The following is a 24430-nucleotide window of genomic DNA, read 5'->3' as shown; positions in this document are numbered from 1 at the left end:
GTCAATAAATGACACGTGCTTTGGCCTGGGACGTAAGGCGCGTTGTCGTCGAAGTCTCATCGAGAACGAAGCAGTTGGCTCACTGGGTCGAACCAGCTCGTTGAGCCGCGACGCGATCACTATGTGCGCGCCCGTTGAAAGCTTGGCAAAATGAGTCCAGAATTAAGGCTATCCCTGTTTCGGGGATGGCTGAAAACGCTGATTTTTCAACGGCTCGCAGGCCCGATGCGAGTCTCGTTTCCCGCTCCAAATTCGATCCTCGGTGCGTCGCCGGGATCAAAAAAAGAGGCCTTAAAGGCCTCTTTTTTTTTGCCTGATTTTTAACCTTTCGCCGGGCCGGGCACCCGCTCGAGCAGGCCGCCGCAGCGCTCCTGTGGCCGCCACTGCACCGGCCGGGCGCCGTCGTTTTCAGCGTGCCGCCATGTGCCAGTGCATTTGGCATGCTGCAGACCCGCATGTCTGCGAGGGGTAGTGGCGCTCTGCCTGGCATGTGCTGACTGCAACGCGGCATCATTTCAGAAAATTCCCACATAGCGTTGCGTTGCTTCCTACAGGCCGACCATCGAAGGCTCGGGATAATTCTCTTCATTCGCACGTTTTTCCATGGTTGCCGGCCTCTCAGGCGCCAATGCTCGTTATTCGAAGAGATGAACCCCTATGAAGAATTTTCTGATTCTTGCGGCGGCATTGCTGCTGCAACCCTGGGTCGCCCATGCGGCGCCGCGTATCAACATCGGCGCATTCAGCGACTTCCTCGATGCGCCCAGCGCGACCCAGGTCAAGCGCATCTACAACTCCGGCACCTCCACCGCCTTCGTCAAGGTCAGTGTCTGGGAGCTGGTGCGCGCTGCCGATGGCAGCTACCAGGAAGTGCCCATGGACAACCAGGCCGTTGCCCAGCGTGGGCTGATCGTCAGCCCGGCACGTTTGATCGTACCGGCCGGCGGCATGCAGGCGGTACGCCTGCTGTATCGTGGCGAGCGCGAGCAGGAGCGCTACTACCGTTTGCGCTTCAACCCGGTGATGCCGCAAAGCGGTGACGGCTTCGCTGTGAGCGAGCGCGACGGCGAGGACTACAAGGCGTCGCTATCGGCAGGGGTACAGGTAATGGCGGGGTACGGCTCGCTGCTGTATGTGCGGCCGCAGCAGCCGCGCTTTGAAGTCGATGTGCAGGAGAAAGCAGGCCAGATCGTGGTGCGCAACACCGGCAACAGTACGGTTCAGCTCGACCGTTTCAGGGTATGCGAAGGCAAGGGCACCGACTGCAAGGCGCCGGTCGTTCACACGATGCTGCCGGGTGCGGTGCGCAGCTTCGAAAAGACCGCGCAGCGCCATTACAGTTTTGACGTGGTCGGCGGTAGCCACAGCAAACGCTACGAGTTCTGAAGCCGGCAAACCGAAACACCGGGGCTGGTACCGTCGAATCGGCGGTACCAGCCCTTTTTTGCGTGTTCGTCAAAGCCCGGGGCTACCCAGGCGGCCTCAGGCCTGTCGCTTGCCCGCTTGCTTGCACCTCCCGCCGTTTTACCTTGACCTCATACTGCCCCTGTTGCGTGCCTGGCCCGGGTACCCTCTGCGGCACTTCAAAAGGCGCTCGTTGGCTGCGTGTGGCGAGGCAATGGATGGTGTAGAAAATTCCTACAGATAGTGCGGGGTAGTCCTACATGAGGTGGGAAATGATTCCCTAATAATGGGCGCACGAAATGGCTCGAACAGGGCGCAGCATGCACTGCGGCTTGCACTGCCAATCGGTAACTCTTCGTGCAACCCCAACAGGAACAGTCCAATGAAATACCTCGTTATCCCCTTCGCCATGCTGGCCGCCGGCAGCGCCTTCGCCAACCAGACCGTCAGCAAGTCGGTGGACGTCTTCGCCAACATCCCGACTGCAGAGTTCTATGTCGAGCAAGACGGCACCTGGATGACCCAGCCGCAAGAGCTGGTGTACAACGCGGTAACCGGCGCGCTGAGGCCGTTCGACGGTCAGCGCATGGTCGCCCGCAGCACCGCGGGTGCCATCCAGGCACGCCTGGACAGCGCCCCCATCATGACCAGCGGTAGCGACAGCATCGGCCTGACCGTAAGCGTGAACAACGTCACCCTGTCCACCGTCAACGCCGAAATCCTCAGTGAGGACGATGCGAAGAACCGCACCTTCATGCCGTTCAAGATCGAGGCGGTGGCTGCCGGTACTAATGGCTACGCTGCAGGCAACTACCAGGGTACAGTCAACATGACCTTCGAAACCCCGGTGCCTACTGTTGGCCCGTGATCCCCTCATCGCGTTGATTTGACAGCAGCCGAGGGGTACGCCCCTCGGCTGCGCAGTCTCTCGTTTTACTCCGCTCAATACCTCCCCTCCGTTTTCAGTCGCCCATGACCTGGCGCGGCCAGGGAGGCTTATTGCTTGAGAAATACTCATGAAATTGCCCAGCCTTCGCAAACCTCTACTTGCCCTGGCGCTTGCCTGCCTTGCAGGCCCGAGCTTCGGCTCGGCGCAAGAGCAGGGCTCGCTCGGCCTGTTGAGCCAGGCCGAAGGCTTGCCGGCGGGGTTTCGTGAGCATTTCTTCGATGTACCCCTGGCGGTACGCATCGAGCTCGATGGCCGCCCGCTGGGCGAAGCGCTGCTGCTGCTGAGCCGCGACGAGCGCGTGCAGTTGCTCGAGTTCACCGATACCAGCATTGGCGATGCCCCTGCGCACACCCTGCAGCGCTGGCAGGACTTCCTCAGCGAGCCGCGCCCGCTGGGCGCCTGCCTGCAGCAGTGCCCGCACGAGTTGCTGGCCATGCACTACAGCCTGGGTAATTCGCAGTTGTCGATTCTGACCCGCAGTGCCGAGCAGGATGGCGCGAGTGCGCGTTTCCATGCCTTACCCGAGGCTGGCAGCCATGGCTTGCTGCTGCGCAACCAGCTCAACCTGGCCGGCAGCGAGCAGGACCTCTACGGCACTTATATTGCCGAAGGGCTGGGCAGTATCGGCCAGTGGACCACCACCGCGCGCGCGCAGTTCGACCGCAGCCGTGGCAACGGCGTCGAAACCGATCGCCACCGGCTCAGCGGCCTGCATGCCGATCGGGTGGTCGAGGACCGTTTCTACCGCCTCGGCTACTTCACCCCCAGCACCCAGGGCCTCAACCTGCAGCCGCGCAGCCTTGGTAGCCGGCCTGCCGGCACCCTGGGGCTGATGTTCGGCACTAGCGACAGCCTGGCGATCAACGATGGCCAGGCCAGCAGCACGCCGATCTATGTCACGCCCAACCGCCCGGCCGTGGTCGAGCTGTACCGCGAGGGGTCGCTGATCTACAGCCAGGCGGTGCAGCCCGGTTTGCAGACCCTCGACACCCGCAGCCTGCCGGGTGGCATCTATGCCGTGGAGGTGCGCCTGATCGAAGACGGCCAGGTCACCTCGAGCAGCGAGGCGTTCATCTACAAGCCGCGCAACTGGGCTAACACCGACCAGCGTTGGCGCTACAACGCCTACCTGGGCCAGAGCGGCGAGCTGCTGAGCAACTGGGACAGCACCCAGGACAAGCAGTTGAGCGCCGGCGTGATCGCCAACTACCTGCTGCACCCGCGTGCGGTGCTGGGGCTTTCTGCCGAGCACATCAACCAGGGCATGCAATACGGCACCTCGCTGGACTGGGACCTGACCGACAAGCTCAAGCTGTACGGCAACCTGTACCACGCCGACCAGCACGGCACCGGCTTCGAGCTGCAAAGTGTGCATCAGTATGCCAGCGGCAGCCTGGTGTTCAGCCACAGCCGCGCCTGGCAGGACGTCACGGCGTACAGTGGGGCCGGGCAAACCCGGCGCGAGACCCGCGAAACCCGCGAGACGCAGCAGACCGCGTTCAGCGTGCAGCAGCGGCTCGACGACAAGAACACCGCCAACCTGCGTGTAAGCCACAACAGCGGCGCGCTGGCCGGTGCGGCGCTCGACCTGTCCTGGGTACGCCGCAGCCTGCTGCTGGGCTCGGACGCGACCTGGCGTTTCTCGGCCTTCGACCGCCCCGGCAATGCCAGCAGCGGCGGCGCGCGCAACCGCGGCGTGGACGTGAGCCTGACCATGGCCCTCGGCGGTGACGGCAGCCGCGTGTACGGCAGCCTGGGCAGCCGTACCGGCCGCGACGGCAGCCGCGAACACAACGCCTCGCTGAGCTACCAGCAGCAGGTCGAGCGCGGCGGCGTGCGCAGCGTCACCGGCACGCTCAACGCCGACAGCTTTGGCGTCGGCCTCGGCGCCAGCGCCGATCTCGACAGCCGCCTGTTGTCGGGTAACGCCTACCTGCAAAGCTCCTCGTACAACGGCGAGCTCAGTGGCGGGCTGAACCTGGACAACACCCTGGCGGTGGGCGGCGGCGCCGTGGCCCTGGCCGGCGGCAGCCTCAGCCACGAGGCCGCGATGGTGGTGGATGTGGAAACCGACTACGCCAACCTCGAGCTGCAAGCCTATGACAACCGCGGCTACGCCAGCGGCCTCAAGCCCGGGCGCAACCTGGTCCCGGTCACGGCCTACCAGGCCGGCAACCTGCAGTTCGACTTCAACGCCAACGACGCCCCGGCCGCGGTGGTGCAGCCGCAAACCGCCGGTTACCACCTGAACAAGGGCGGGGTGGCGTACCAGAAGATCCGCATCATGCGCACGGTGACCGTGGTCGGGCGCCTGCTCGACAGCCGTGGCGAGCCGCTGCGCGGGGCCATGGTGATCAACCATGCCAGCCGCAGCGTCAGCGAGGCGGACGGTTTCTTCGCGGTGGAGATGAGCGAGTCGACGCCAACCCTGGAGGTGCGCCAGCACGGCAACCAGCAATGCTTCCTGCACCTGGACAAGCAGCGCCATGCCCGCGAGGACAATGTGCTGCTGGTCGGCGACCTGACCTGCACCCCGGGCGGCCTGGCAGCCACCGAGCGCAACCAGGCGCCGGGGGTTTGAACCGGTGCCTGCTTTCGCCTTCATTGCACTGGCTGACTATCGTCGAAAGGGTTGGCCAGGTATTCACACAGACACCCAGGGAGACCTGATGATGAACCTCCTGATCATGGCCCGCCGCGCGTTGCTGGGCCTGGGCTTGATCGGCCTGGCGCAGACAGCCTTGGCCTCCAACGTGACGATTACTGCCAAGTACATTCCGTCGTTGACCAATACGCGGTTTGAGAATACGACGCCGTTGGGTGGGTTTTGTGGGCAATGGTCCAGCAGGCCTGAATGTACGGGGAACAACCATTCGGTAGGTTTGGGGATTACATACAACAAAACCACAATAAGAAACGCGCCTGATATCCGCGACCGCTACTGGGTCAGCTTGCCAGGGCCTCGGACGGTTCAGGTGAGTTCGGCCAGTGGTGACGTACATGAGCTGGCATTTTCGATGTCGAAGTTCAGCGCTCGTGTGGGTGGCGGGCAAAATGGTTACTCCACCCCCATGTTTACATCTTTCGTAAGAGGAGGATGTACCTACATTGTAGCCTTGGGCTATGCTGCTCCGTGGGCCACCGGCCTTTGGAATGTCACTAATCCGCAGTCACCTCAGCCCTGCCATTCGACCTCTGATGCCGGGCCTGTCGATGGCACGGCATTGGAGGTCACTGTCAGGGAGTTCTCCGTCGGCTACATCCTGGAAACCCCCGACCCCCTGGCCATGCGTTCGGGCACCTACCGTGGCAGCCTGACCTACAGCGTGGGCGAGAACGGTGAAATTGGGCTGGGCAACAATGTCTCGGCGCTGAACACCTCCACTGTCACCCTGAACTTCGAACTCGAAGTGCTGCACCCCCTCATACTGGAATTCCCGGCCAACTCCGACCAGGTCCGCTTGGAGCCGCGCGGCGGCTGGCTGCGCTGGTTGAGTGGCGGGCCGCCACCAAGCGTGCTCGAGCGCGACCTGCCGTTTCGCATCTGGTCGTCCGGGCCCCTGTCGATCTATGCAGACTGCGAGTACGCGATGGCCAACCGCTGCGGCATTCGCAACACGCGCACCGGCCATACGGTGCCGCTGGACGTGCTGGTGACGCTGCCAGGTGGCATGCAGCAGGGCGGCATGCCGGTGCGCCGCACCCCGGTGCCCAGCGGGCGCGGGCTACCCCTGGTGCTGGAAAGCGTCAACCCGGTGCTCAACCAGCCCGGCGCGCTGCATTTCGCCACCGCCCCCGGGGTGGTGGCCGAGATGGTCAAGAACCCTGGGGATACCTACCGTGGCAATGTCACGGTGGTGTTCGATGCCGAGCTGTAGGGCGCGCCGGCCGGCGCCATTTGACGGCCTGAAGGCCCCGGCTAGCATTGCAGTTGCCGCCAGCCGTTCGGGGCACCTGACACGATGGAGCCTGAGCTTCGCAAGGGGGGCTGACAATGCTTGAGCGCTGGCTTTTGGCTGTACTTCTCCTGTTGCCGGCCTGGCATGCCCAGGCCGCCCCGGAAATCAACATCGGCACCTTCCACGATTACCTGGGGGCCGGGCAGAGCACGCTGCTGAAGAAGGTGCGCAACGTCGGCAGCAGCACCGCCTTCGTCCGGGTCGATGTGGCTGAAATCCGCTACGGCGCCGATGGCGCTGCGCGCGAGGAGCCCCTGGACAACCCGGACAGCGCCGGCCGTGCGCTGGTGGTGACGCCATCACGGCTGATCGTGCCGGCGGCCGGCTCGCAGAACGTTCGCCTGTTGTTTCGCGGCGCCCGCGACGAAGAGCGTTACTTTCGCGTGCGCTTTCTGCCGGTGGTGCCGGAGGACGACAACGACTTTGCCCTGAGCAAGGAGCACGCCGCCGCCTACCGTGAGGCGCTGGCGGCCGGTGTGCACCTGCTCAAGGGCTTCGGTACGGTGCTGCTGGTGCAGCCGCACAACCCACGTTACGCAAGCGTAGTGGATGAGCTGCCCGGTGCGTTTCGGGTGACCAACCGCGGCAATGCCTCGCTGGTGCTGGAGGCGTTCAAGGACTGTGACAGCAAGGGCCTGCAGTGCGCTGACACCAGCATCTACCATGTGCGCCCTGGCCAGGTGCGCGAGTTTCGCAAGGTGGCGGGGCGCACCTACAGTTTTGACTTGCGTGAAGGTGACAAACGCAAGCGCTATGACTTCAAAGGTTGAGGCACGGGTGGCCGGGCGGTACATCGGGTGCTTATCATGCAGGGCGGTTCATGCACATGGCGCTGGTGATAAACGCCCCCCTGCGCCAGATATTTGCATCTGAATATTGCCGAGCCCCCTGGGGCCACGTAGCATCGCTCGCCAGGAGATGGCATTCCTCCTTGAACCGCCTTAGTGCTGATGATGCCTGCGCAACCCCCATCGAGGGCGCGCAGGCGCTTGCCTGTCTCTCCCTGGGGGCCTTTCGGACCTTTGTGGAGCTTGTCGATGTACCTTTCCTTGCTTTCTGTAGTAGTCGGCGGCAGCGCCGGCTGCGTGTTGCGCTGGTTGCTGGGCCTACGCTTGAACAGCCTGTTTGCCGGCATGCCGCTGGGCACCTTGCTGGTCAACCTGATCGGTGGCCTGGTGATTGGCGCGGCGATGGCGTTCTTTCTGCGCTTTCCCAACCTTGACCCGGCCTGGCGCCTGCTGATCACCACCGGCTTTTGCGGTGGTTTGACCACCTTCTCGACCTTTTCTGCCGAGGTGCTGTCGATGCTGATGCACGGGCGTGCCGGCTGGGCCATGGCCACGGTGCTGGCCCATGTGCTTGGCTCGCTGTTGATGACCTTCGCCGGGTTCGCCCTGGTGCGCTGGCTGGGCTGAGCAGCAGTAACTACCACCTGGCCAGGGCCGTGGCCCGCTTGACTGGCGCTCCCGCATACAGACAGGAGCCTGCCATGGCGACCCTCACGGCCTTCCCGCAAACCTCCATCGACCATTTCATCGCCCGGCAACTGCCAGCCTGGCTAGTGGGCGCAAGCGCTGAGCGACGCGCTTCGCTGCAGGCGGCACTGCTTGCCCAACAGCAGGCCCAGGCTGAGCTTGGCCAGGTGCTTGAGGCGGTTACGCCACTGGACGCATTTGCCGCGCCACTGCTGGCAGAGGCGTTACACAAGGCCACCGGGCGCCAGCTCGACGTGCGCCGCAGCCGCTTGCGCAAGGTGGCCGTGCTGCCGCACCCGCCGGCCTACCCGGGCGGCCCCATCACGCGTGTCGAGCGCCTTGTGGCGGACCAGCACCTGCTGGCCGGCGCGCTGCACAACTTCATGCCTGGCGAGGCGTTCTCTGCGCAGAGTGCGCTGTACGATGAACAGGGTGCGCGTATTGCGCTGAGCCCGGCGGGCTTCGTCGAGCTGTGCCGCACGCTGGATCTGGGCGGCCAATACCAGGGCTATCTGCAATCGCTATTGAGGCCGGGTGGCGGCTTCGAGCAGCAATTGGCAAAGGCCTACCGGGCCAATCTTGAGGCGGCCGCGCACCTTGAGCACCTGCGTGGTTCGCTGCGTGACACAGCCTTCCAGCGTGTGGGCCTGCTGTTCGAGAGCGGCGCAAAAAGCGACAAGCGCATCACCTTGCTGCCCCACGACATACGCCTGCTCGGCAAGCCGGTTATCGGTGTGATCACGCTTGAGGTGCTGGTCGACGGCACGCCGGACGGTGTGCTGACATGGATCCCCGACGACCCGCTCAGCCCATTCAACTGGCACCCGTCCTGGCCCGCGCTCTACACCGCATTTGCCGGCCGCCTGGCGGACAAGGGCTACCAGGCGTTCTTCCAGCGCTTTGTGCACGAGCGAGATCGGGTCGACTTGCGTCGCCGGCTGCAGCGCTTGCTGGCAGAGGCGCCAGTTGCGACACCAGTCGAGCTGGACGGGCGGCATGTCGCTGTCGAAGGGGAGCTGTTCGCCCACCTGGCCAAGGCCCATGCCGACAAGCTGCTGGATGACGCCCGGGTGCTGGCGGTACCCACCGATGATGAAGACCGGGCTGCCCGCGACGCGCGGCTGCGCGGCTACTACGAGGCCGGCCAGACCCTGCTCGGCCTGGCCTCGCTGCTGGTGCCGGCGCTGGGCCTGGTGCTGCTGGGGGTGACTGCCGCCCAGGTGGTCGGGGATATCTACGAAGGCTATGCAGACTGGCAGCTGGGTGACCGCGAGGCAGCGCTCGGGCATGCCTTCGATGTTGCCGGGGTGGTTGCCAGTGGGGTGGTAATGGCGGGCGTTGCCGGGGTGGCGGGCAAATGGTTGCCACGTCGGGCCTTTGTCGATGGCTTGACGCCGTGCGTCGGCGAGGCCGGTGCACTCAGGTTGGCCCAGCGCCCGACCCCGGCCGAGTGGCAAGGCGCCGGCCAGTTGCTGCGTGGGTTGGGCGGGGCGTGGTCTGAGGTCGACGATGTGCAGGCGACGCGTGTGCTGCAAAGCACAGGCTACTCGCAGGACCAGGTACGCCGGTTGTTGCAGGAACAGGCCCCGGCGCCTGCCTTGCTGGAAGATGCCCTGGCGCACCTTGAGCTGCGCCAGGCTCAGCCCATGCTCGGGCCAGAGGCCTTGTTGGCCCTGTTGCGGGAACAAGGGCCCGAGCCAGACGCTAGCGTGCAAGTGATGCTGCGCGACTTCCCTGGCTTGACCCGACGCGGTGCCCAGGAGGTCGTCGCCCAGGCCACCGATGTACAGCGCAGCACCTTGCTGGAGCAGCAGCGGGTGCCGCTGGCGCTGGCGGAGCGGGCGCGCTGGCTGCTGCGCGACGGGCGCCTGAACCGCGCCTGTACCGGTTTGTACGATAGCGGGCCGCTCGGTGAAGACAGCGAGCGCCTGGCCCTGGCCATGCTCGAAGGCCTGGCCCCCTGGCCTGAAGGCGCCAGCCTCGAGCTTCGCGAGGGCAGTGCCCAGGGGCGGGTGCTAGCCAGGGCAGGGGACGAACAGGCCGCGCAGGCTCAATGGGTTGTGCGCACTGGCCAGGGGTATGCCTGTGTCGATGGCCAAGGCCAGCGGTTACCGGGTTCGAACACCACCGACAGCCTCGGCCAGGCGCTCGTGCACGGGCTCTCGACCGAGCATCAGGCGCTGCTTGGGCAGCCCACTGCCGACACCCTGGTCGAGGCGCTGGCCGGGCGGGCTGGCGAGCAGCGCGAACAGGCCGCCCGGGCCATTGGCCTGGCACCGGTCGGTGCAGGTATTCGCCCGCCAGTACGGTTGGGCGATGGCCGCCTGGGCTACCCGTTGAGCGGGCGTGGCCAGGGCAGCCAGCAAGCGCTGTTGCGCGGGCTGCGGCAGGTGTATCCGACCCTGGCCGAGGCTCAGCTGGAGGCTTACCTGAATGGCCTGCGCGAACAAGGCGTCGGGCTGTGGGAGCATGTTCGTGGCCTGCAGGCCCAGCTTACCGCCCTGGACGCAGCCTTGAGCCAATGGGGTGGGGAACCCGTCGGCTTCTCCCGCCTGCTCGGCCGGCAACGGGCGCGCAAGATCATTCGCCGCTGCTGGCGGCGCAAGCCTGGCCACCTCGGCGACTTCGAGCATCGTCTTTCGCTGGATGGCACGCGGGTCGGCAGCCTGCCGTCATTGCCTGCCGGCCTGCAGTTCAACCACATCACCGAACTGACCTTGCGCGACATGGCGCTGGAGGCGATCAACCCCGAGTTCTTCCGGCATTTCCCCAACCTGCGGGTACTCAACCTGCGGCACAACCGGCTGAGCCGTTTTCCCGAAGGCCTGGAGCACCTCACCCAGCTGCAGGACTTGCGCCTGGGTGACAACCGTATCGTGCTGGATGGCGCAGGCCAGGGGCGGCTTGACCGGTTGAGTGCCCTGCAGCGCCTTGACCTTGGCTTCAACCCGTTGGGGCAGCGCCCGGACTTCAGCCGCCTGCGCCGCTTGCGCCAGTTCAACCTGCGGGTTTGCGGGTTGACCGAGGTGCCGGCAGATGTGTTGCATCCACCCTTGCTGGAAAGCGCCGACCTGCGCGGCAACCGTATCCAGCACCTCACCCCACCGTTGCTTGCCGAACCCCAGCAGCGCCTGCAACGCCTGGCCTTGCATGACAACCCGCTGGACCAGGACAGCGCCGAGCGCTTGGCCGCAGCCCTGCCGGATGGCCAAGGTGCTGCCAGCCGCGAGCATGTCGAAGACGACAGCACCACCCTCGAGCACTTACTTGGCGCCGTGCTCGACAGGCGCCGTGGCGCAAGAATGGCCAGCTGGCAGAGCCTGCGCCAGGCGCCGGGAGGCGAGGATTTCTTTCGTTTTCTTGGCGACCTCGGTCAGTCGGCGGAGTTTCGCCAGGCACCGGGCGCCTGGCGCGACCGGGTCTGGCAGGTCATCGAATGCTGCGAGCAGAACGAGCAGATCCGCGATGCCGTGTTCCAGCAGGCGGCCGGGCCGGGCAGTTGCGCCGACCGCCTGTTGTTGGTGTTCAGTGCCCTCGAGTCGCGTACCCGGGTGATCCGCCGCACAGCCGGGCTGTCTGGCCTTGCATTGGAGCGCGAATTGCTGCTCGAGGCGCGCGCGGAGTTTCGTCTGGACCAGGTGCAGCGCCTGGCCAGTGAGCATTACCGGCAGGCCGAGCAAGCCTGGCGCGCCGCCCAGGCCGGTGCGCCCGGGCAGTTCAGCCAACCGGACGACGTGGAGGTGTTCCTGGCCTACCGGGTCAACCTGGCTACGCGGCTGGGCTTGCCCGACCAGCCCGCAAGCATGCGTTACGCCCATGCCAGCGGGGTGACCCAGGCCCATGTCGACGCCGCCCGCCGGGCGGTGCTGGCAGCCGAGACGCCGCAGGCGCTGGTGGCCTCGCTGCCGGGGCGTGATTACTGGCAGGCTTACCTGCGCGAGCGGTATGCCGAGCGCTTCGAACGCCTGGACCTTCCCTATCACGCGCAGTTGGATGCGCTGTATGACAGCGCCGCCAACCTTCAGGACCACGCCTACCTGCAGGCTGGCGAGGCCATTGCCCAGGCCCGCACGGCGGCCCAGGCAGGGTTGCTGCGAACCCTCAGCGAAGAGGCCTTCGCCCGGCACGCAAGCCATATGTAGCGCAGCCAGGACGGCGGGTCGTGGTGTGCTGCGGTTTTCCATGACCGAGGCCGCACACCATGACCATCCCCTCCATCGCGCCCGATTCCATCGACGGGTTGATCGCCCACCGTCTGCCCGCCTGGTTGACGAACGCCAGCGACGATCACCGCAGCGCCCTGCACCAGGCGTTGCTCGAGCAGCAACGAGCCCAGCACACGCTGAGCACCTTGCTGGGCGAGGTAACGCCCCTCGATGACTATGCGCGGGACGCGTTGCACAAGGCCCTGCAAGCGGTCGGGCCGGGCCTGGATGTGCGCAACTCGGTGCTCGAACGCAAATGGTGGGAAGTCAGCCCACCGCTTTCGCCGACCGTGAACAACCCCGCCATACGCCGACAGACGCGGCGCAGCCTGCTGGCATGCGCCCTGCACAATTTCGAGGCGGACGAGGCATGCATCGGGCAATGCCGGGTTCTGGATGCCAGCGGCGTGCCGATGACCTTCGTCGATAGCGAAGGTCATCGGCAATCGCTGACCTACGAGCTGTTCACCAAGGTTTGCCGTGAAACGAATATCGGTGGCCGCTACCAGGCTTATCTGCAAGGGCACTTCGCCCCGGACGACCCGGTGAAGCTCGATGCACTGAACCAGCAGCTGGCAGCGGCCCTGCGCGGCAACCTGGAGGCACGTGCGCGCCTGGCCCGCCTCACCGGTGACCTGGACGAGCAGGGTTACCGGCAGTTGCTGGCGTTGGTCGCCACGGGGGCCACGGTGCCCGCAGGTACGGCGGTGCTCAAGCCGTTCACCTTGCGCCTGCTGGGCAAGGCCGTGGTGGGGCCGGTGGTGTTCGAGGTGCGTCAGAGCAACAAGCCGGACGCCCGTGTGCAGGGGTTGATCGCCTGGTTCCCCGGCGACCCTCACTTGGAGCTGGGCCAGCATGCGTCCTGGGAGCGCTTTTACCAGGGGCTGGGCAAGCGTTTTCGCAAGGCCGGCTACGCCGCGTTCTTCGAGCGTTTCATCGGCGAGGCGGACCGGGCAGATTTCAGCCGTGTGCTGGCTGGGCTGCTGGCTGAGCCCGGTGATACCGCGGTCGTGCTGGATGGCCGCAGCGAAGCGATCAGCGGTGACCTGTTCGTGCAGTTGCGCAAGGCCCAGGTCGACAAGATCCTCGGCGATGCACGGGTGCTGGCGGTGCCCACCGCGCAGGTCGACAGCACGGACCGCGAGGCGCGCCTGCAAGGTTACCTCGACCTCGGCCTGGACCTGCTCAACCTGGCCGGGCTGTTTGTGCCGGGCCTCGGCCTGGCGATGCTCGGGGTCGCTGCGCTGCAGCTCACCCATGAGCTGTACGAAGGCTATGAAGACTGGACGCTGGGTGACCGCGAAGGCGCCCTGGGGCATGTGTTCGCCGTTGCCGCCAATGTGGCAGCCATGGCCGCCCTGCATGTGGGGGTGAAGGCGGCGGGCAAGGTGCTTGAGCGTGTCGGCTTTGTGGATGAACTGGTGCCGGTTGAAGCAAAGGGCGGGCAGATGCGCCTGTGCGATCCACGCTTGACGGGGTATCGGTTGCCTGAAGAGCAGGGGGCACTCGATACCCTTGAAGCAGGGCGCTTGCGTGTGCAAGACGGGCGCTATCGGGTCAGCCGTGAGGGCACTGGCGATGTATGGCACATCGAACACCCCGGCCGCCAAGACGCCTACCGCCCGCAGCTGTTGGGCAACGGTGCCGGTGGCTGGCGGCACACACTGGAGAGCCCGCAGCACTGGCAAGGGGCCGGGCAGTTGATGCGCCGCCTGGGGCCTGAGCTGGCCGCGGTTGACGACGCCAGCGCCGTTGCAGTGGCCGAGGCCACAGGCTTTGATGAGGAGCGCCTGCGCCACCTGCACCTGGAACAGGCCCCGGCGCCTGCGCGTTTGCTCGATGCCATTGAACGCCACCGGCTGCATGGCGCATCGCCAAGCCTGGACGCGGCAACTTTCACGCAACAGCTGGCCGCCTTGCAGCCACCCGCGACGGCGGCAGGGCAGCTGTTGCTGCGTGACTTCCCGGGGTTGACGGTGCGCTGTGCCGAGGAGATCGCCAGCCAGGCCAGCAGCGAGCTGCGCAACCGCCTGCTGGCGACCCGCCGGGTGCCGCTGGCATTGGCCGAAAGCGCCCGCTGGGCATTGCGCGACAGCCGCGTGGACCGTGCCCTTGCCGGGCTGCGCCAACACGCGGCGGGTAACCCTGACACCTGCCGGCTCGCCCTGGCCTTGAGCGACGAGTTGGCGCCGTGGGCCGATGCCGTGCGCGTCGAGGTACGTGACGTAAACGCGGACGGTACCCTGCTGGCCTCGCAGGGCGCCGCCAGTGCCACGGATGTGCGCCGCATCGTCAAGGGCAGCGATGGCTACCAGGCGCTGGATGCACAGGGTAAAGCCCTGGCGCTGGCGAAGCCGAACGACAGCCTGGCCCAGGCATTGCTGCTGCACATGGATCTGGCGCAACGCCTGGGCCTGGGGCTGCCAGACCTTACCGGCCAGCAGTGGGCCGATGCACTCATGGCACGTGCGGTGGGGGACCGTGAGGCGGTGGCGCGGCTCATCGGCCTGGTACCGGTCGGGGGCAATATCCGCCCGCCAGTGCGCCTGGGCGACGGACGCCTGGGTTACCCGCTCAGTGGCCGCAGCCAGCACGGGCTGCGTTCGGCCTACCATGTGCTCAAGCGCATCTACCCGACCTTCAGCGACGACCAGGCCCGCCTGTTCGTGCGCGAGCGCATCCAGGAACAGGTCAATATCTGGAGCCACCTGAGCGTGTTGCAGCAGCAGTTGACCACCTTGAAGAGCAGCCTGCAGGCCTGGCAGCACGCCGCCGGGGAGGGCCTGCAGCGCAGCCGGGTGCGGGTGGCCGGGCAGTTGCTTGCCGGTTGGCGGGCGCAGTCGGTGCGCTCGGCAAGCGCCGACGTGCACCTGCGCATCGAGGGTGAGGTGGTGGGGGCTTTGCCGCCTGTCAAGGCGCCGCTGCGGTTCGACAATGTCACCCACCTGACCCTGCGCGGGCTTGGCCTGACCGAACTGGACCCGGACTTCATCGGCCGCTTCAGCCGCCTGCAGCACCTGGACCTGAGCGGCAACCAGCTACGCGAGGTGCCCCCGGCCCTTGGCCAGTTGCCCCAGTTGCGCAGCCTGGTACTGGCCGACAACCAGATCGTGCTCGATACCCAGGGCAACCGCCTGCTGGCCGGCCTGACCCAGTTGCGGCGCCTGAACCTGAGCCGCAATTCCCTGGTGACAGCGCCACGCCTGACGGGCCTGCGTTACCTGCGCCAGGTGAGTTTGCGCGGCACCGGGCTCAGCGAGGTGCCCCAGGGGTTGACCCAGCAGGCCAACCTTGAGTTCGCCGACTTGCGCGATAACCGTATCACCCACTTGAGTTCGGCCTACTACACGCAGCCGGCTCGCCTGTTGGCGCGTATTCACCTGCACGACAATCCGCTGGATGCCGTCAGCGACGCGCGCTGGCGCAGCTTTGAGGGTGGCGCAGAGGACCGTCCGCGCAGCCTGGCAAAGCATGAGGCGTTCGGCGACGCGCGCCGGGATGCCTGGTTGGCGATGCTTGAGGCCGACCAGCGCCTGGGGCGCCGATTGCTATGGAACGCGTTGAGCGAAGAGCCCGGTTCGGAGGACTTTTTTCGGCTGTTGGCCGATCTGCACGATACCGGGGAATACCAACGTCAGCCCAAAGAGCTTGGGCGACGTGTGTGGGAGGTGATCGAGGCCTGCGAGCAGAACACCGAGCTGCGTGAGCGCCTGTTCGAGCTGGCCGGCGAACCGACCTCCTGCAGCGATAGCGTGGCTTTAGTGTTCAGCCAGCTGGAGGTGCAGTCCTGGGTGCACCTGCGCACCGCAGGGCTGAGCGGCCTGGCGGCGGAAGCGGAGCTGATGCGCCTGGGGCGCGCGCTGTTTCGGCTCGATGAGGTGGACCTGGCGGCCACCGAGGATATCCAGGCGCGTCTGGACGACGGGGATGATGTGGACGAGATCGAGGTGCGCCTGGCGTACCGCGTGCGCCTGGCCGCCACCCTCGGCTTGCCGGGGCAGCCGGGGAGCATGCGCTACGGCGGAGTCGCGGAGTTGTCCGGGGCGCGCTTGCTGCGGGTGCGTGGCCAGGTGTTGATGGCCGAACGTGGTGTTCGCCAGGGGCAGTCGCTGGCACAGCGGCCGTTCTGGCAGGCCTATCTTAAACAGGCGTATGCCGAGCGTTTCGAAGCCTGCGACCAGCCTTTTCATGAGCAGCTCGAAGCGCTTGAGGCCAGCGTTGGCAGCCTTGCCGAAGGCGACTACCTGAAAAAAGTCGACGAGATCGGCGCGGCCCGCGAGGCCGCACGCACGGCGCTGATCGCAACGCTCACCGATGAGGCGTTCGTGCGTTATCCGTTGTAGAGGAGGCTACGACCATGAGTCGCGATGGGAGGGCTGCGGTGCGCTGCCTGTACCGGCCTCATCGCCGGCAAGCCGGCTCCTACAGGGTTATCACCGCCGCCAGGCCGACGCGGCCCCTGTAGGAGCTGGCTTGCCAGCGATAGGGCCCTCACGGGCAACATCGCTGGCATATGCATCAGGCCGTTGCAGCCTGCACCAGTAATATCCTGCGAGTCAGAAGCCGAATTCGCTCAACCCGGGGTGATCGTCGGGCCGGCGGCCCAGCGGCCAGCGGAACTTTCGCTCGGCTTCGCTGATGGGCATTTCGTTGATGCTGGCATGGCGCTCGCGCATCAGGCCGTCCTCGGCGAACTCCCAGTTCTCGTTACCATAGGCGCGGTACCACTGGCCGCTGTCGTCGCGGTATTCGTAGGCGTAGCGCACGGCGATGCGGTTGCCGGCAAAGGCCCACAGTTCCTTGATCAGGCGGTAGTCGTGTTCGCGGTTCCACTTGCGCACCAGAAACGCCTGGGCTTCGTCGCGGTTGCGGCAGAAGTCCACGCGGTTGCGCCAGCGGGTATCGAGGGTGTAGGCCAGGGCTACCTTGGCCGGGTCGCGGCTGTTCCAGCCGTCTTCGGCCAGGCGTACTTTCTCGATGGCGGTTTCGCGGGTGAAGGGGGGCAGCGGTGGGCGGGACATGGGCGGGCTCCTCTGGGCTGTGTTGGCCCGGTGAAGCGTAGCCCTGCGGCACGGGAGGGGGAATGCCCCTTGGCGGCACTTGATAGTTTCGCCGGGCGAAATGATGGCCCCCTGTAGGAGCCGGCTTGCCGGCGATGAGGCCGGGCCTGCATCGATGTGCTCGGGCTGCAGGCCCTATCGCCGGCAAGCCGGCTCCTACAGGGGGCGCGAATGCTGCTACAGCGCGCTGCCGACCGCCTGTTTGGCCACCTTGCCACGCCCGCCCAGCCACACCAGCAGCAGCCCGGCCGCCGCCAGCACGCCACCGGCCATCGGCACTGCGCCATAGCCCAGGTCCAGGCTGATCACCGCACCACCCAGCGCCGCGCCCAGGGCATTGCCCAGGTTGAACGCACCGACGTTGATCGACGAGGCCAGCCCAGGCGCTTCGATGGCAGCGGTCATCACCCGCATCTGCAGCGGCGGTACCACGGCGAAGGTGAACATGCCCCACACCAGCAGGGCGATGGCCGCGCCGATATGGCTGCCCAGTACCAGCGGCATCAGCAGCATGATCACCGCCAGCGCGCCGAGGAAGATCCGCGCTGCACCATCCAACGACCAGTCCGCCAGCTTGCCGCCCAGGCTGTTGCCCAGGGTGAAGCCGACCCCGATTAATACCAGGCCCAGGGTGATGAAGGCATCGGAGGCGCCGGTCAGTTCGGCCAGCACCGGGGCAACGTAGGTGTACAGGGTGAACATGGCGCCGGCACCCAGCACCGTGGTGGCCATGGCCAGCAGTACGCTGGGGCGGGCGATTACCGCCAGTTCCTTGCGCACATGGGGCACCTGGCCGCGTTCACCCTTGGGCAGGGCCAGCCACAGCGCGGCGATGGCCAGTAGGCCGAGCACCGCAGTGCCGGCAAACGCCATGCGCCAGCCTACCTGCTGGCCCAGCCAGGTGGCCGCTGGCACGCCGCCGATGTTGGCGATGGTCAGGCCCATGAACATGGTGGCCACGGCGCTGGCCTGTTTGTCTTTGGGCACCACGCTGGCCGCCACCACCGCGCCCAGGCCGAAGAAGGCGCCGTGGTTGAGGCTGGTGATCAGGCGCGAGGCCAGCAGGGTGTAGTAGTCCGGTGCCAGGGCCGAGAGCAGGTTGCCGACGGTAAAGATGCCCATCAGCATCATCAGCGCGGCCCGTTTGCCGAAGCGGCTGAACAGCAAGGTCATGATCGGTGCGCCGACCATCACGCCGATGGCGTAGGCGGTGATCAGCATGCCGGCGCTGGGGATGCTGGCATCGACGCCTTCGGCGATCACCGGCAACAGGCCCATGGGGGTGAATTCGGTGGTGCCGATGCCGAAGGCGCCGATGGCCAGGGCGAACAGGACCCGTTTGGGGGAAAGCGTGCTCATCGGGAACTCCGCGATGCAAATGTCATGAAAGGTGAGGGCGGTCGTGCAACACCGCAGGGCCTTTGTAGGAGCGGCCTTGTGTCGCGAAAGGGCTGCGCAGCAGCCCCGGCGATCTTGCATGGTGCCGATATTCTGGGGCTGCTGCGCAGCCCATTCGCGACACGAGGCCGCTCCTACACAGAGATCGTGGTGCCTTGCGAGAGGTCAGTCCCAGGCCGGCGCCAGGCCGTCCGGGCTGACTTCACGGCCATTGCGCTCCAGCCCCTCGATACGTGCCATGTCCTCGGCATCCAGGCGCAGGCTTTGGGCAAGCAGGTTGCTGGCCAGGTTCTCGCGCTGGGTCGACGACGGAATCACCGCATAACCCAGTTGCAAGGCCCAGGCCAACGCCACCTGGGCGACAGTGGCCTTGTGCTTGGCAGCGATCTCGGCCAAAACCGGGTCCTTGAGCACCTTGCCGTAGGCCAGGGTCATGTACGAGGTCACGGTGATGCCTTGTTCTTGCAGAAATGCCGCCAGCTTGCGGTTTTGCAGGTAGGGGCTGAGCTCGACCTGGTTGGTGGCGATCTCGCCCTTGCCAACCACTTCGATGGCCTGGCGGGTCAGCTCGATGTTGAAGTTGGACACGCCGATCTGGCGGGTCAGGCCGAGTTTTTTCGCCTCTGCCAGCGCGGCCATGTATTCGCGCAACTCGACACCGTTGCCCGGGGCCGGCCAGTGAATCAGCAGCAGGTCGACAGATTCGGTACGCAGCTTGGCCAGGCTTTCGCGCAGGCTGGGGATGAGCTTGTCGGCGGCGTAGTTGTCGACCCAGATCTTGGTGGTGATGAACAGCTCGTTGCGCGGTACGCCGCTTTCGGCGATGGCCTGGCCGACTTCGGCCTCGTTCTTGTAGATCTGCGCGGTGTCGATGACGCGGTAGCCCAGTTCCAGCGCGGCCTTGACCGAGTCGATGACAGCTTGGCCGGTCAGGCGGAAGGTGCCCAGGCCGAAGGGTGGAATGCTCATGGGGAACTCCTGATCAGTGAAGGTGCCGGGACAGTGTGGTCGGTGTTCCAGCGGATGGCCGGCAGTGTGCGGCTTTTGCCTGGCGGGATTAAGACATCGGCAGGCCAAGGTCCTTTGACTTGAAATCAACAATGGCCTTGCGGGCCGTGATCCGACAAGGGGCAATGCCCATATGGGCGTGAGTACCGTCATCTGCCTGCCCCACACCCGTCACCATGCTGCAACGCCAGCCCGCTGCAATGGCCGCAACATCTAGCCAGGAGCGTGGCCATGGAACTGTGTGTGATCGGGGCAGGGTACGTGGGGTTGGTCACGGCGGCCTGTTTTGCCGAAATGGGCAACCGCGTGGTCTGCCTGGAACGCGACCAGGCGCGCCTGGCGCAGTTGCGCGAGGGCCACTGCCCGATCTACGAACCCGGCCTGCAAGCCCTGTTGCAAGAGGGCCTGCACAGTGGCCAGCTGTCGTTCACCGACCAATGGCGCCCGGCCCTGGCCAAGGCCGAGGTGGTGTTCATCGCCGTCGGCACGCCGAGCCTTGAGGACGGGTCGGCCGACCTTCAGCATGTGCTGGCGGTGGCCGACAGCCTGGGCCGCCATCTGCCGCGCGCCTGCCTGGTGGTGAACAAGTCGACGGTGCCGGTGGGCAGCGCCGAGCGCGTTGCCCGGCACATTGCTGCCGGCCTGCGCGAGCGCGGTGCGCGCTTTGCCGTGGAGGTGGCGAGCAACCCCGAGTTTCTCAAGGAGGGCAGTGCCATCGAGGACTTCCTGCGCCCTGACCGGATCATCATCGGCCGCGACAGCGAACAGGCCGGGCAGTGCCTGCAACGGCTGTATGCACCGTTCGTGCGCAACCGCGAGCGCATTCTGCTGATGACCCCGCGTGCCGCCGAGTTCACCAAGTACGCGGCCAATGCTTTTTTGGCCACCAAGATCTCCTTCGTCAACGAACTGGCCGGCCTGTGTGCTCACCTGGGGGTGGACATCGAACAGGTGCGCCATGGCATCGGCAGCGACAAGCGCATCGGCAGCCATTTCATCTACGCAGGCTGCGGCTACGGCGGCTCGTGCTTCCCCAAGGATGTGCGGGCGCTGGTGCATTGCGCCGAGCAGCAGGGCTTCGAGCCGAGCATCCTCAAGGCGGTACAGGCGCGCAATGCCGAGCAGAAGACCCTGTTGTTCCAGGCCTTGCAGCAGCATTTTGGCGGGTTCATGCGTGGGCGCCAGGTGGCGCTGTGGGGGCTGGCGTTCAAGCCGGGCACCGACGATTTGCGCGAAGCGCCCAGCCTGGTGCTGCTCGATGCCTTGCTGGCGGCCGGGGTGCGGGTGCGCGCCTGCGACCCGGCGGCGTGGGCGGGGGTGGCAACACGTTACCCGCAGGCGCTTGCCAGTGGCCAGCTGCAACTGGGCGAGGACCCCTACGCCTGCGTCGAGGGGGCCGACGCACTGGTGCTGGTGACCGAATGGAAGCAGTTCCGCCAGCCCGATTTTCGCCGCGTACGCGGCCTGATGCGCATGCCGGTGCTGTTCGACGGGCGCAATATTTACGATCCGTCGGAACTAACTACACTGGGATATCTCTATCATGGCATCGGCCGGCCGAGGGTGGGGCATTGTAAGGTGACCGCCGCCTGATTAGACTGCGCCGAAATTCGTACGCAAAGCCCTTCGTTAAGGACGTATATGATCAAGAAATGCTTGTTCCCGGCCGCCGGTTACGGCACCCGCTTCCTGCCCGCTACCAAAGCCATGCCCAAGGAAATGCTGCCGGTGGTCAACAAGCCACTGATCCAGTATGGCGTTGAAGAAGCACTGGACGCCGGCCTGAACGAGATCTCCATCGTCACCGGCCGCGGCAAGCGTGCCCTGGAAGACCACTTCGACATCAGCTATGAGCTGGAAACCCAGATCAAGGGCACCGACAAGGAAAAATACCTGGTCGGCATCCGTCGCCTGCTGGACGAGTGCTCGTTCTCCTACACCCGCCAGACCGAAATGAAAGGCCTGGGCCACGCCATCCTCACCGGCCGCCCGCTGATCGGCGACGAGCCGTTCGCCGTGGTGCTGGCTGACGACCTGTGCGTCAACCTCGAAGGTGACGGCGTGCTGGCGCAAATGGTCGCGCTGTACAAGAAGTACCGCTGCTCGATCGTCGCCATCCAGGAAGTCGACCCGCAGGAAACCAACAAGTACGGCGTCATTGCCGGCGAAGAGATCAAGGACGGCATCTTCCGTGTCGACTCCATGGTCGAAAAACCAAAACCTGAAGACGCCCCGTCCAACCTGGCGATCATCGGCCGCTACATCCTCACCCCGGACATCTTCGAAAAGATCGAACAGACCGAGCCGGGCAAGGGTGGCGAGATCCAGATCACCGACGCGCTGATGAAACAGGCTGCCGAAGGCAACGTGATTGCCTACAAGTTCAAGGGCAAGCGTTTTGACTGCGGTGGCGCCGAAGGCTACATCGAGGCGACCAACTTCTGCTTCGAGCACTTCTACAAGGCTGGCAAGGCTTACTGATAAGCACTGACTGGTTTTAAGCCACCTTTCGGGGTAGTGCTTTTGCTGCATTGGGGCTGCTGCGCAGCCCTTCGCGGGTAAACCCGCTCCCACACGGCCTGCGCTGTACCTGTGGGAGCGGGTTTACCCGCGAAGGGTCGCAAAGCGGCCCCAGTGCTTTTTGGCGAAAGGCTATCTGCTGGGGTGGCTTTTTTGTTTGCAGGCGCCAACGGCGCTATGCTGGGCGCCTGCCCAGGAGACTCATTGCATGGCTTACGATTTTGATCTGTTCGTGATTGGCGCCGGTTCCGGCGGTGTTCGCGCGGCGCGCTTCGCCGCAGGCTTTGGCGCCAAGGTGGCGGTGGCCGAAAGCCGCTACCTGGGGGGCACCTGCGTCAACGTCGGCTGCGTACCGAAAAAACTTCTGGTATATGGCGCCCACGTCGCCGATGAACTGGAACAGGCCGCAGGCTTCGGCTGGACTCTCGAAGAGGGCCACTTCGACTGGGGCACGCTGATCGCCAACAAGAACCGCGAGATCGAGCGCCTCAACGGCATCTACCGCAACCTGCTGGTCAACAGCGGCGTGACCCTGCTGCAGGGCCACGCGCGCATCACCGGCGCCAACGAGGTGGAGGTCGAGGGCCAGCGCTACAGCGCAGCGAACATCCTGATCGCCACCGGCGGCTGGCCGCAGGTGCCGGACATCCCCGGCAAGGAGCTGGCGATCACCTCCAACGAGGCGTTCTACCTCAAAGACCTGCCACGCCGGGTGCTGGTGGTCGGTGGTGGTTACATTGCCGTGGAGTTTGCCGGCATCTTCCAGGGCCTGGGCGCCGACACCAGCTTGCTGTACCGCGGCGACCTGTTCCTGCGCGGCTTCGACGGCTCGGTGCGCACCCACCTGAAAGAAGAGCTGGAAAAACGCGGCCTGAACCTTGAGTTCAATGCCGACATCCAGCGCATCGACAAGCTCGCCGACGGCAGCCTCAAGGCCACCCTCAAGGATGGCCGTGAGCTGGTCGCCGACTGCGTGTTCTACGCCACCGGCCGCCGGCCGATGCTGGACAACCTGGGCCTTGAGAACACCGGCGTGGAGCTGGATGAGCGCGGCTACATCCGCGTGGACGAGCAGTACCAGACCACCGCGCCGTCGATTCTGGCCATCGGCGATGTGATCGGCCGCGTGCAACTGACCCCCGTGGCCCTGGCCGAAGGCATGGCCGTGGCCCGACGCCTGTTCAAGCCCGAGCAGTACCGCCCGGTGGACTACCAGAACATCCCCACGGCGGTGTTCAGCCAGCCGCCGATCGGCACTGTTGGCTTGAGCGAAGAGCAGGCGCTGGCCGCCGGGCACAAGGTGCAGATCTTCGAAAGCCGCTTCCGCGCCATGAAACTGACCCTCACCGACATCCAGGAAAAGACCCTGATGAAGCTGGTGGTGGACGCCGACACCGACAAGGTACTGGGCTGCCACATGGTCGGCCCGGATGCCGGCGAGATCGTCCAGGGCCTGGGCATTGCGCTGAAGGCCGGGGCGACCAAGCAGCAGTTCGACGACACCATCGGCGTGCACCCGACTGCCGCCGAAGAGTTCGTGACCATGCGGACTGTGACCCGCTAGCGCCTGGCACCGGCTTCGCCGGTGTTCGCGGCTGAAGCCGCTCCCACAGGGATCGCGTAGCCCTCAAACCTGCGCTGTACCTGTAGGAGCCGGCTTGCCGGCGATGAGGCCGGCACAGGCGAAAAAAGGCCGTTACCCCACAAACAGTTATTCCCCGCGCAATCCTTTGCTCAGCCCAATCCCTTCTATTAATAATCCCGCCTTATAGCCAAAACCAATCAGCAGCATGAGCTTTGCCAATGAGCCTTTATCGGGAGCAGTCGGTAGGATTCACTCCATCAACTGATTCCAACCCCATGAAGGAGCGTCTCTCATGCCAATCATCAACAGCCAGGTCAAACCGTTCAACGCCACCGCCTACCACAAGGGCGAGTTCGTTCAGGTCAGCGAAGCCGACCTGAAAGGCAAGTGGTCCGTCGTGTTCTTCTACCCGGCCGACTTCACCTTCGTCTGCCCGACCGAACTGGGCGACCTGGCCGACAACTACGCCGAGTTCCAGAAGCTGGGCGTCGAGATCTACGGCGTGTCCACCGACACCCACTTCACCCACAAAGCCTGGCACGACACCTCGGACACCATCGGCAAGATCCAGTACCCGCTGATCGGTGACCCGACCCACGTCATCTCGCGTAACTTCGACGTGCTGATCGAAGAAGCCGGCCTGGCCGATCGCGGTACCTTCGTGATCAACCCGGAAGGCCAGATCAAGATCGTCGAACTGAACGACGGTGGTGTAGGCCGCGATGCTGCCGAGCTGCTGCGCAAGGTCAAAGCTGCCCAGTACGTTGCCGCTCACCCAGGCGAAGTGTGCCCGGCCAAGTGGAAAGAAGGCGAAGCCACCCTGGCTCCTTCCCTGGACCTGGTCGGCAAGATCTAAGGTCATGTGTC

At 65.4% G+C, this 24430-nt stretch carries 15 protein-coding genes and 1 riboswitch; of the genes, 12 read left to right on the top strand and 3 right to left on the bottom strand.

Going from position 1 to position 24430, the window contains the following annotated elements; all coding sequences use genetic code 11:
* The first annotated feature begins 657 nt into the window (after positions 1-657).
* The 8 genes from ACI2KK_RS13000 to ACI2KK_RS12965 all read left to right on the top strand — a co-directional run bounded on the left by ACI2KK_RS13000 (position 658) and on the right by ACI2KK_RS12965 (position 16335).
* Positions 658-1386: a molecular chaperone gene (locus ACI2KK_RS13000; protein ID WP_404669201.1), complete on the top strand. Its 729-nt coding sequence runs from the start codon at positions 658-660 to the stop codon at positions 1384-1386.
* Between the two features lie 400 nt (positions 1387-1786).
* Complete coding sequence (locus tag ACI2KK_RS12995) at positions 1787-2272, top strand: CS1 type fimbrial major subunit (RefSeq protein ID WP_404669200.1); 486 nt, start codon at positions 1787-1789, stop codon at positions 2270-2272.
* Positions 2273-2420: 148 nt separating this feature from the next.
* The gene (locus ACI2KK_RS12990; RefSeq protein ID WP_404669199.1) at positions 2421-4934 is read left to right on the top strand and encodes a CS1-pili formation C-terminal domain-containing protein; all 2514 of its coding nucleotides are present in this window, start codon (positions 2421-2423) and stop codon (positions 4932-4934) included.
* A 643-nt stretch (positions 4935-5577) separates the two neighbouring features.
* Complete coding sequence (locus ACI2KK_RS12985; protein WP_404669198.1) at positions 5578-6231, top strand: hypothetical protein; 654 nt, start codon at positions 5578-5580, stop codon at positions 6229-6231.
* A 134-nt stretch (positions 6232-6365) separates the two neighbouring features.
* Positions 6366-7082 (top strand): molecular chaperone, encoded by a 717-nt coding sequence (locus ACI2KK_RS12980; protein ID WP_404669197.1) that lies wholly within the window; start codon positions 6366-6368, stop codon positions 7080-7082.
* 135 nt (positions 7083-7217) lie between these two features.
* Positions 7218-7279: riboswitch (Fluoride riboswitch) on the top strand.
* Between the two features lie 70 nt (positions 7280-7349).
* Complete coding sequence (crcB, locus tag ACI2KK_RS12975; RefSeq protein WP_404669196.1) at positions 7350-7727, top strand: fluoride efflux transporter CrcB; 378 nt, start codon at positions 7350-7352, stop codon at positions 7725-7727.
* 74 nt (positions 7728-7801) lie between these two features.
* Complete coding sequence (locus ACI2KK_RS12970; RefSeq protein WP_404669195.1) at positions 7802-11929, top strand: NEL-type E3 ubiquitin ligase domain-containing protein; 4128 nt, start codon at positions 7802-7804, stop codon at positions 11927-11929.
* A 59-nt stretch (positions 11930-11988) separates the two neighbouring features.
* Entirely contained in the window at positions 11989-16335 is a 4347-nt protein-coding gene (locus tag ACI2KK_RS12965; RefSeq protein WP_404669194.1) for an NEL-type E3 ubiquitin ligase domain-containing protein, read from the top strand.
* Positions 16336-16548: 213 nt separating this feature from the next.
* Here the strand turns inward: ACI2KK_RS12965 and ACI2KK_RS12960 are convergent, their stop codons facing one another.
* The 3 genes from ACI2KK_RS12960 to dkgB all read right to left on the bottom strand — a co-directional run bounded on the left by ACI2KK_RS12960 (position 16549) and on the right by dkgB (position 19419).
* Positions 16549-17013 (bottom strand): DUF1348 family protein, encoded by a 465-nt coding sequence (locus ACI2KK_RS12960; protein ID WP_404669193.1) that lies wholly within the window; start codon positions 17011-17013, stop codon positions 16549-16551.
* Between the two features lie 216 nt (positions 17014-17229).
* Entirely contained in the window at positions 17230-18411 is a 1182-nt protein-coding gene (locus ACI2KK_RS12955) for an MFS transporter (protein ID WP_404669192.1), read from the bottom strand.
* A 204-nt stretch (positions 18412-18615) separates the two neighbouring features.
* Positions 18616-19419 (bottom strand): 2,5-didehydrogluconate reductase DkgB, encoded by an 804-nt coding sequence (gene dkgB, locus ACI2KK_RS12950; protein WP_404669191.1) that lies wholly within the window; start codon positions 19417-19419, stop codon positions 18616-18618.
* Between the two features lie 270 nt (positions 19420-19689).
* On the opposite strand from dkgB, the gene ACI2KK_RS12945 reads away from it, so the two are divergent.
* From ACI2KK_RS12945 to ahpC, 4 genes are all read left to right on the top strand, one after another.
* Entirely contained in the window at positions 19690-21051 is a 1362-nt protein-coding gene (locus ACI2KK_RS12945; RefSeq protein ID WP_404669190.1) for a UDP-glucose dehydrogenase family protein, read from the top strand.
* Positions 21052-21099: 48 nt separating this feature from the next.
* Entirely contained in the window at positions 21100-21939 is an 840-nt protein-coding gene (gene galU, locus ACI2KK_RS12940; protein ID WP_404669189.1) for a UTP--glucose-1-phosphate uridylyltransferase GalU, read from the top strand.
* A 247-nt stretch (positions 21940-22186) separates the two neighbouring features.
* Positions 22187-23542 carry a glutathione-disulfide reductase gene (gorA, locus tag ACI2KK_RS12935; RefSeq protein ID WP_404669188.1) on the top strand — a complete coding sequence of 452 codons (1356 nt, stop codon included), beginning with the start codon at positions 22187-22189 and terminating at the stop codon, positions 23540-23542.
* A 313-nt stretch (positions 23543-23855) separates the two neighbouring features.
* Positions 23856-24419: an alkyl hydroperoxide reductase subunit C gene (ahpC, locus tag ACI2KK_RS12930; protein WP_004375926.1), complete on the top strand. Its 564-nt coding sequence runs from the start codon at positions 23856-23858 to the stop codon at positions 24417-24419.
* Positions 24420-24430 lie beyond the last annotated feature (11 nt).

It is taken from the genome of Pseudomonas sp. NPDC089406 (genome assembly GCF_044900265.1).
Taxonomy (GTDB): domain Bacteria; phylum Pseudomonadota; class Gammaproteobacteria; order Pseudomonadales; family Pseudomonadaceae; genus Aquipseudomonas; species Aquipseudomonas fakonensis.
This window is presented reverse-complemented; position numbering and strand designations above follow the sequence as displayed.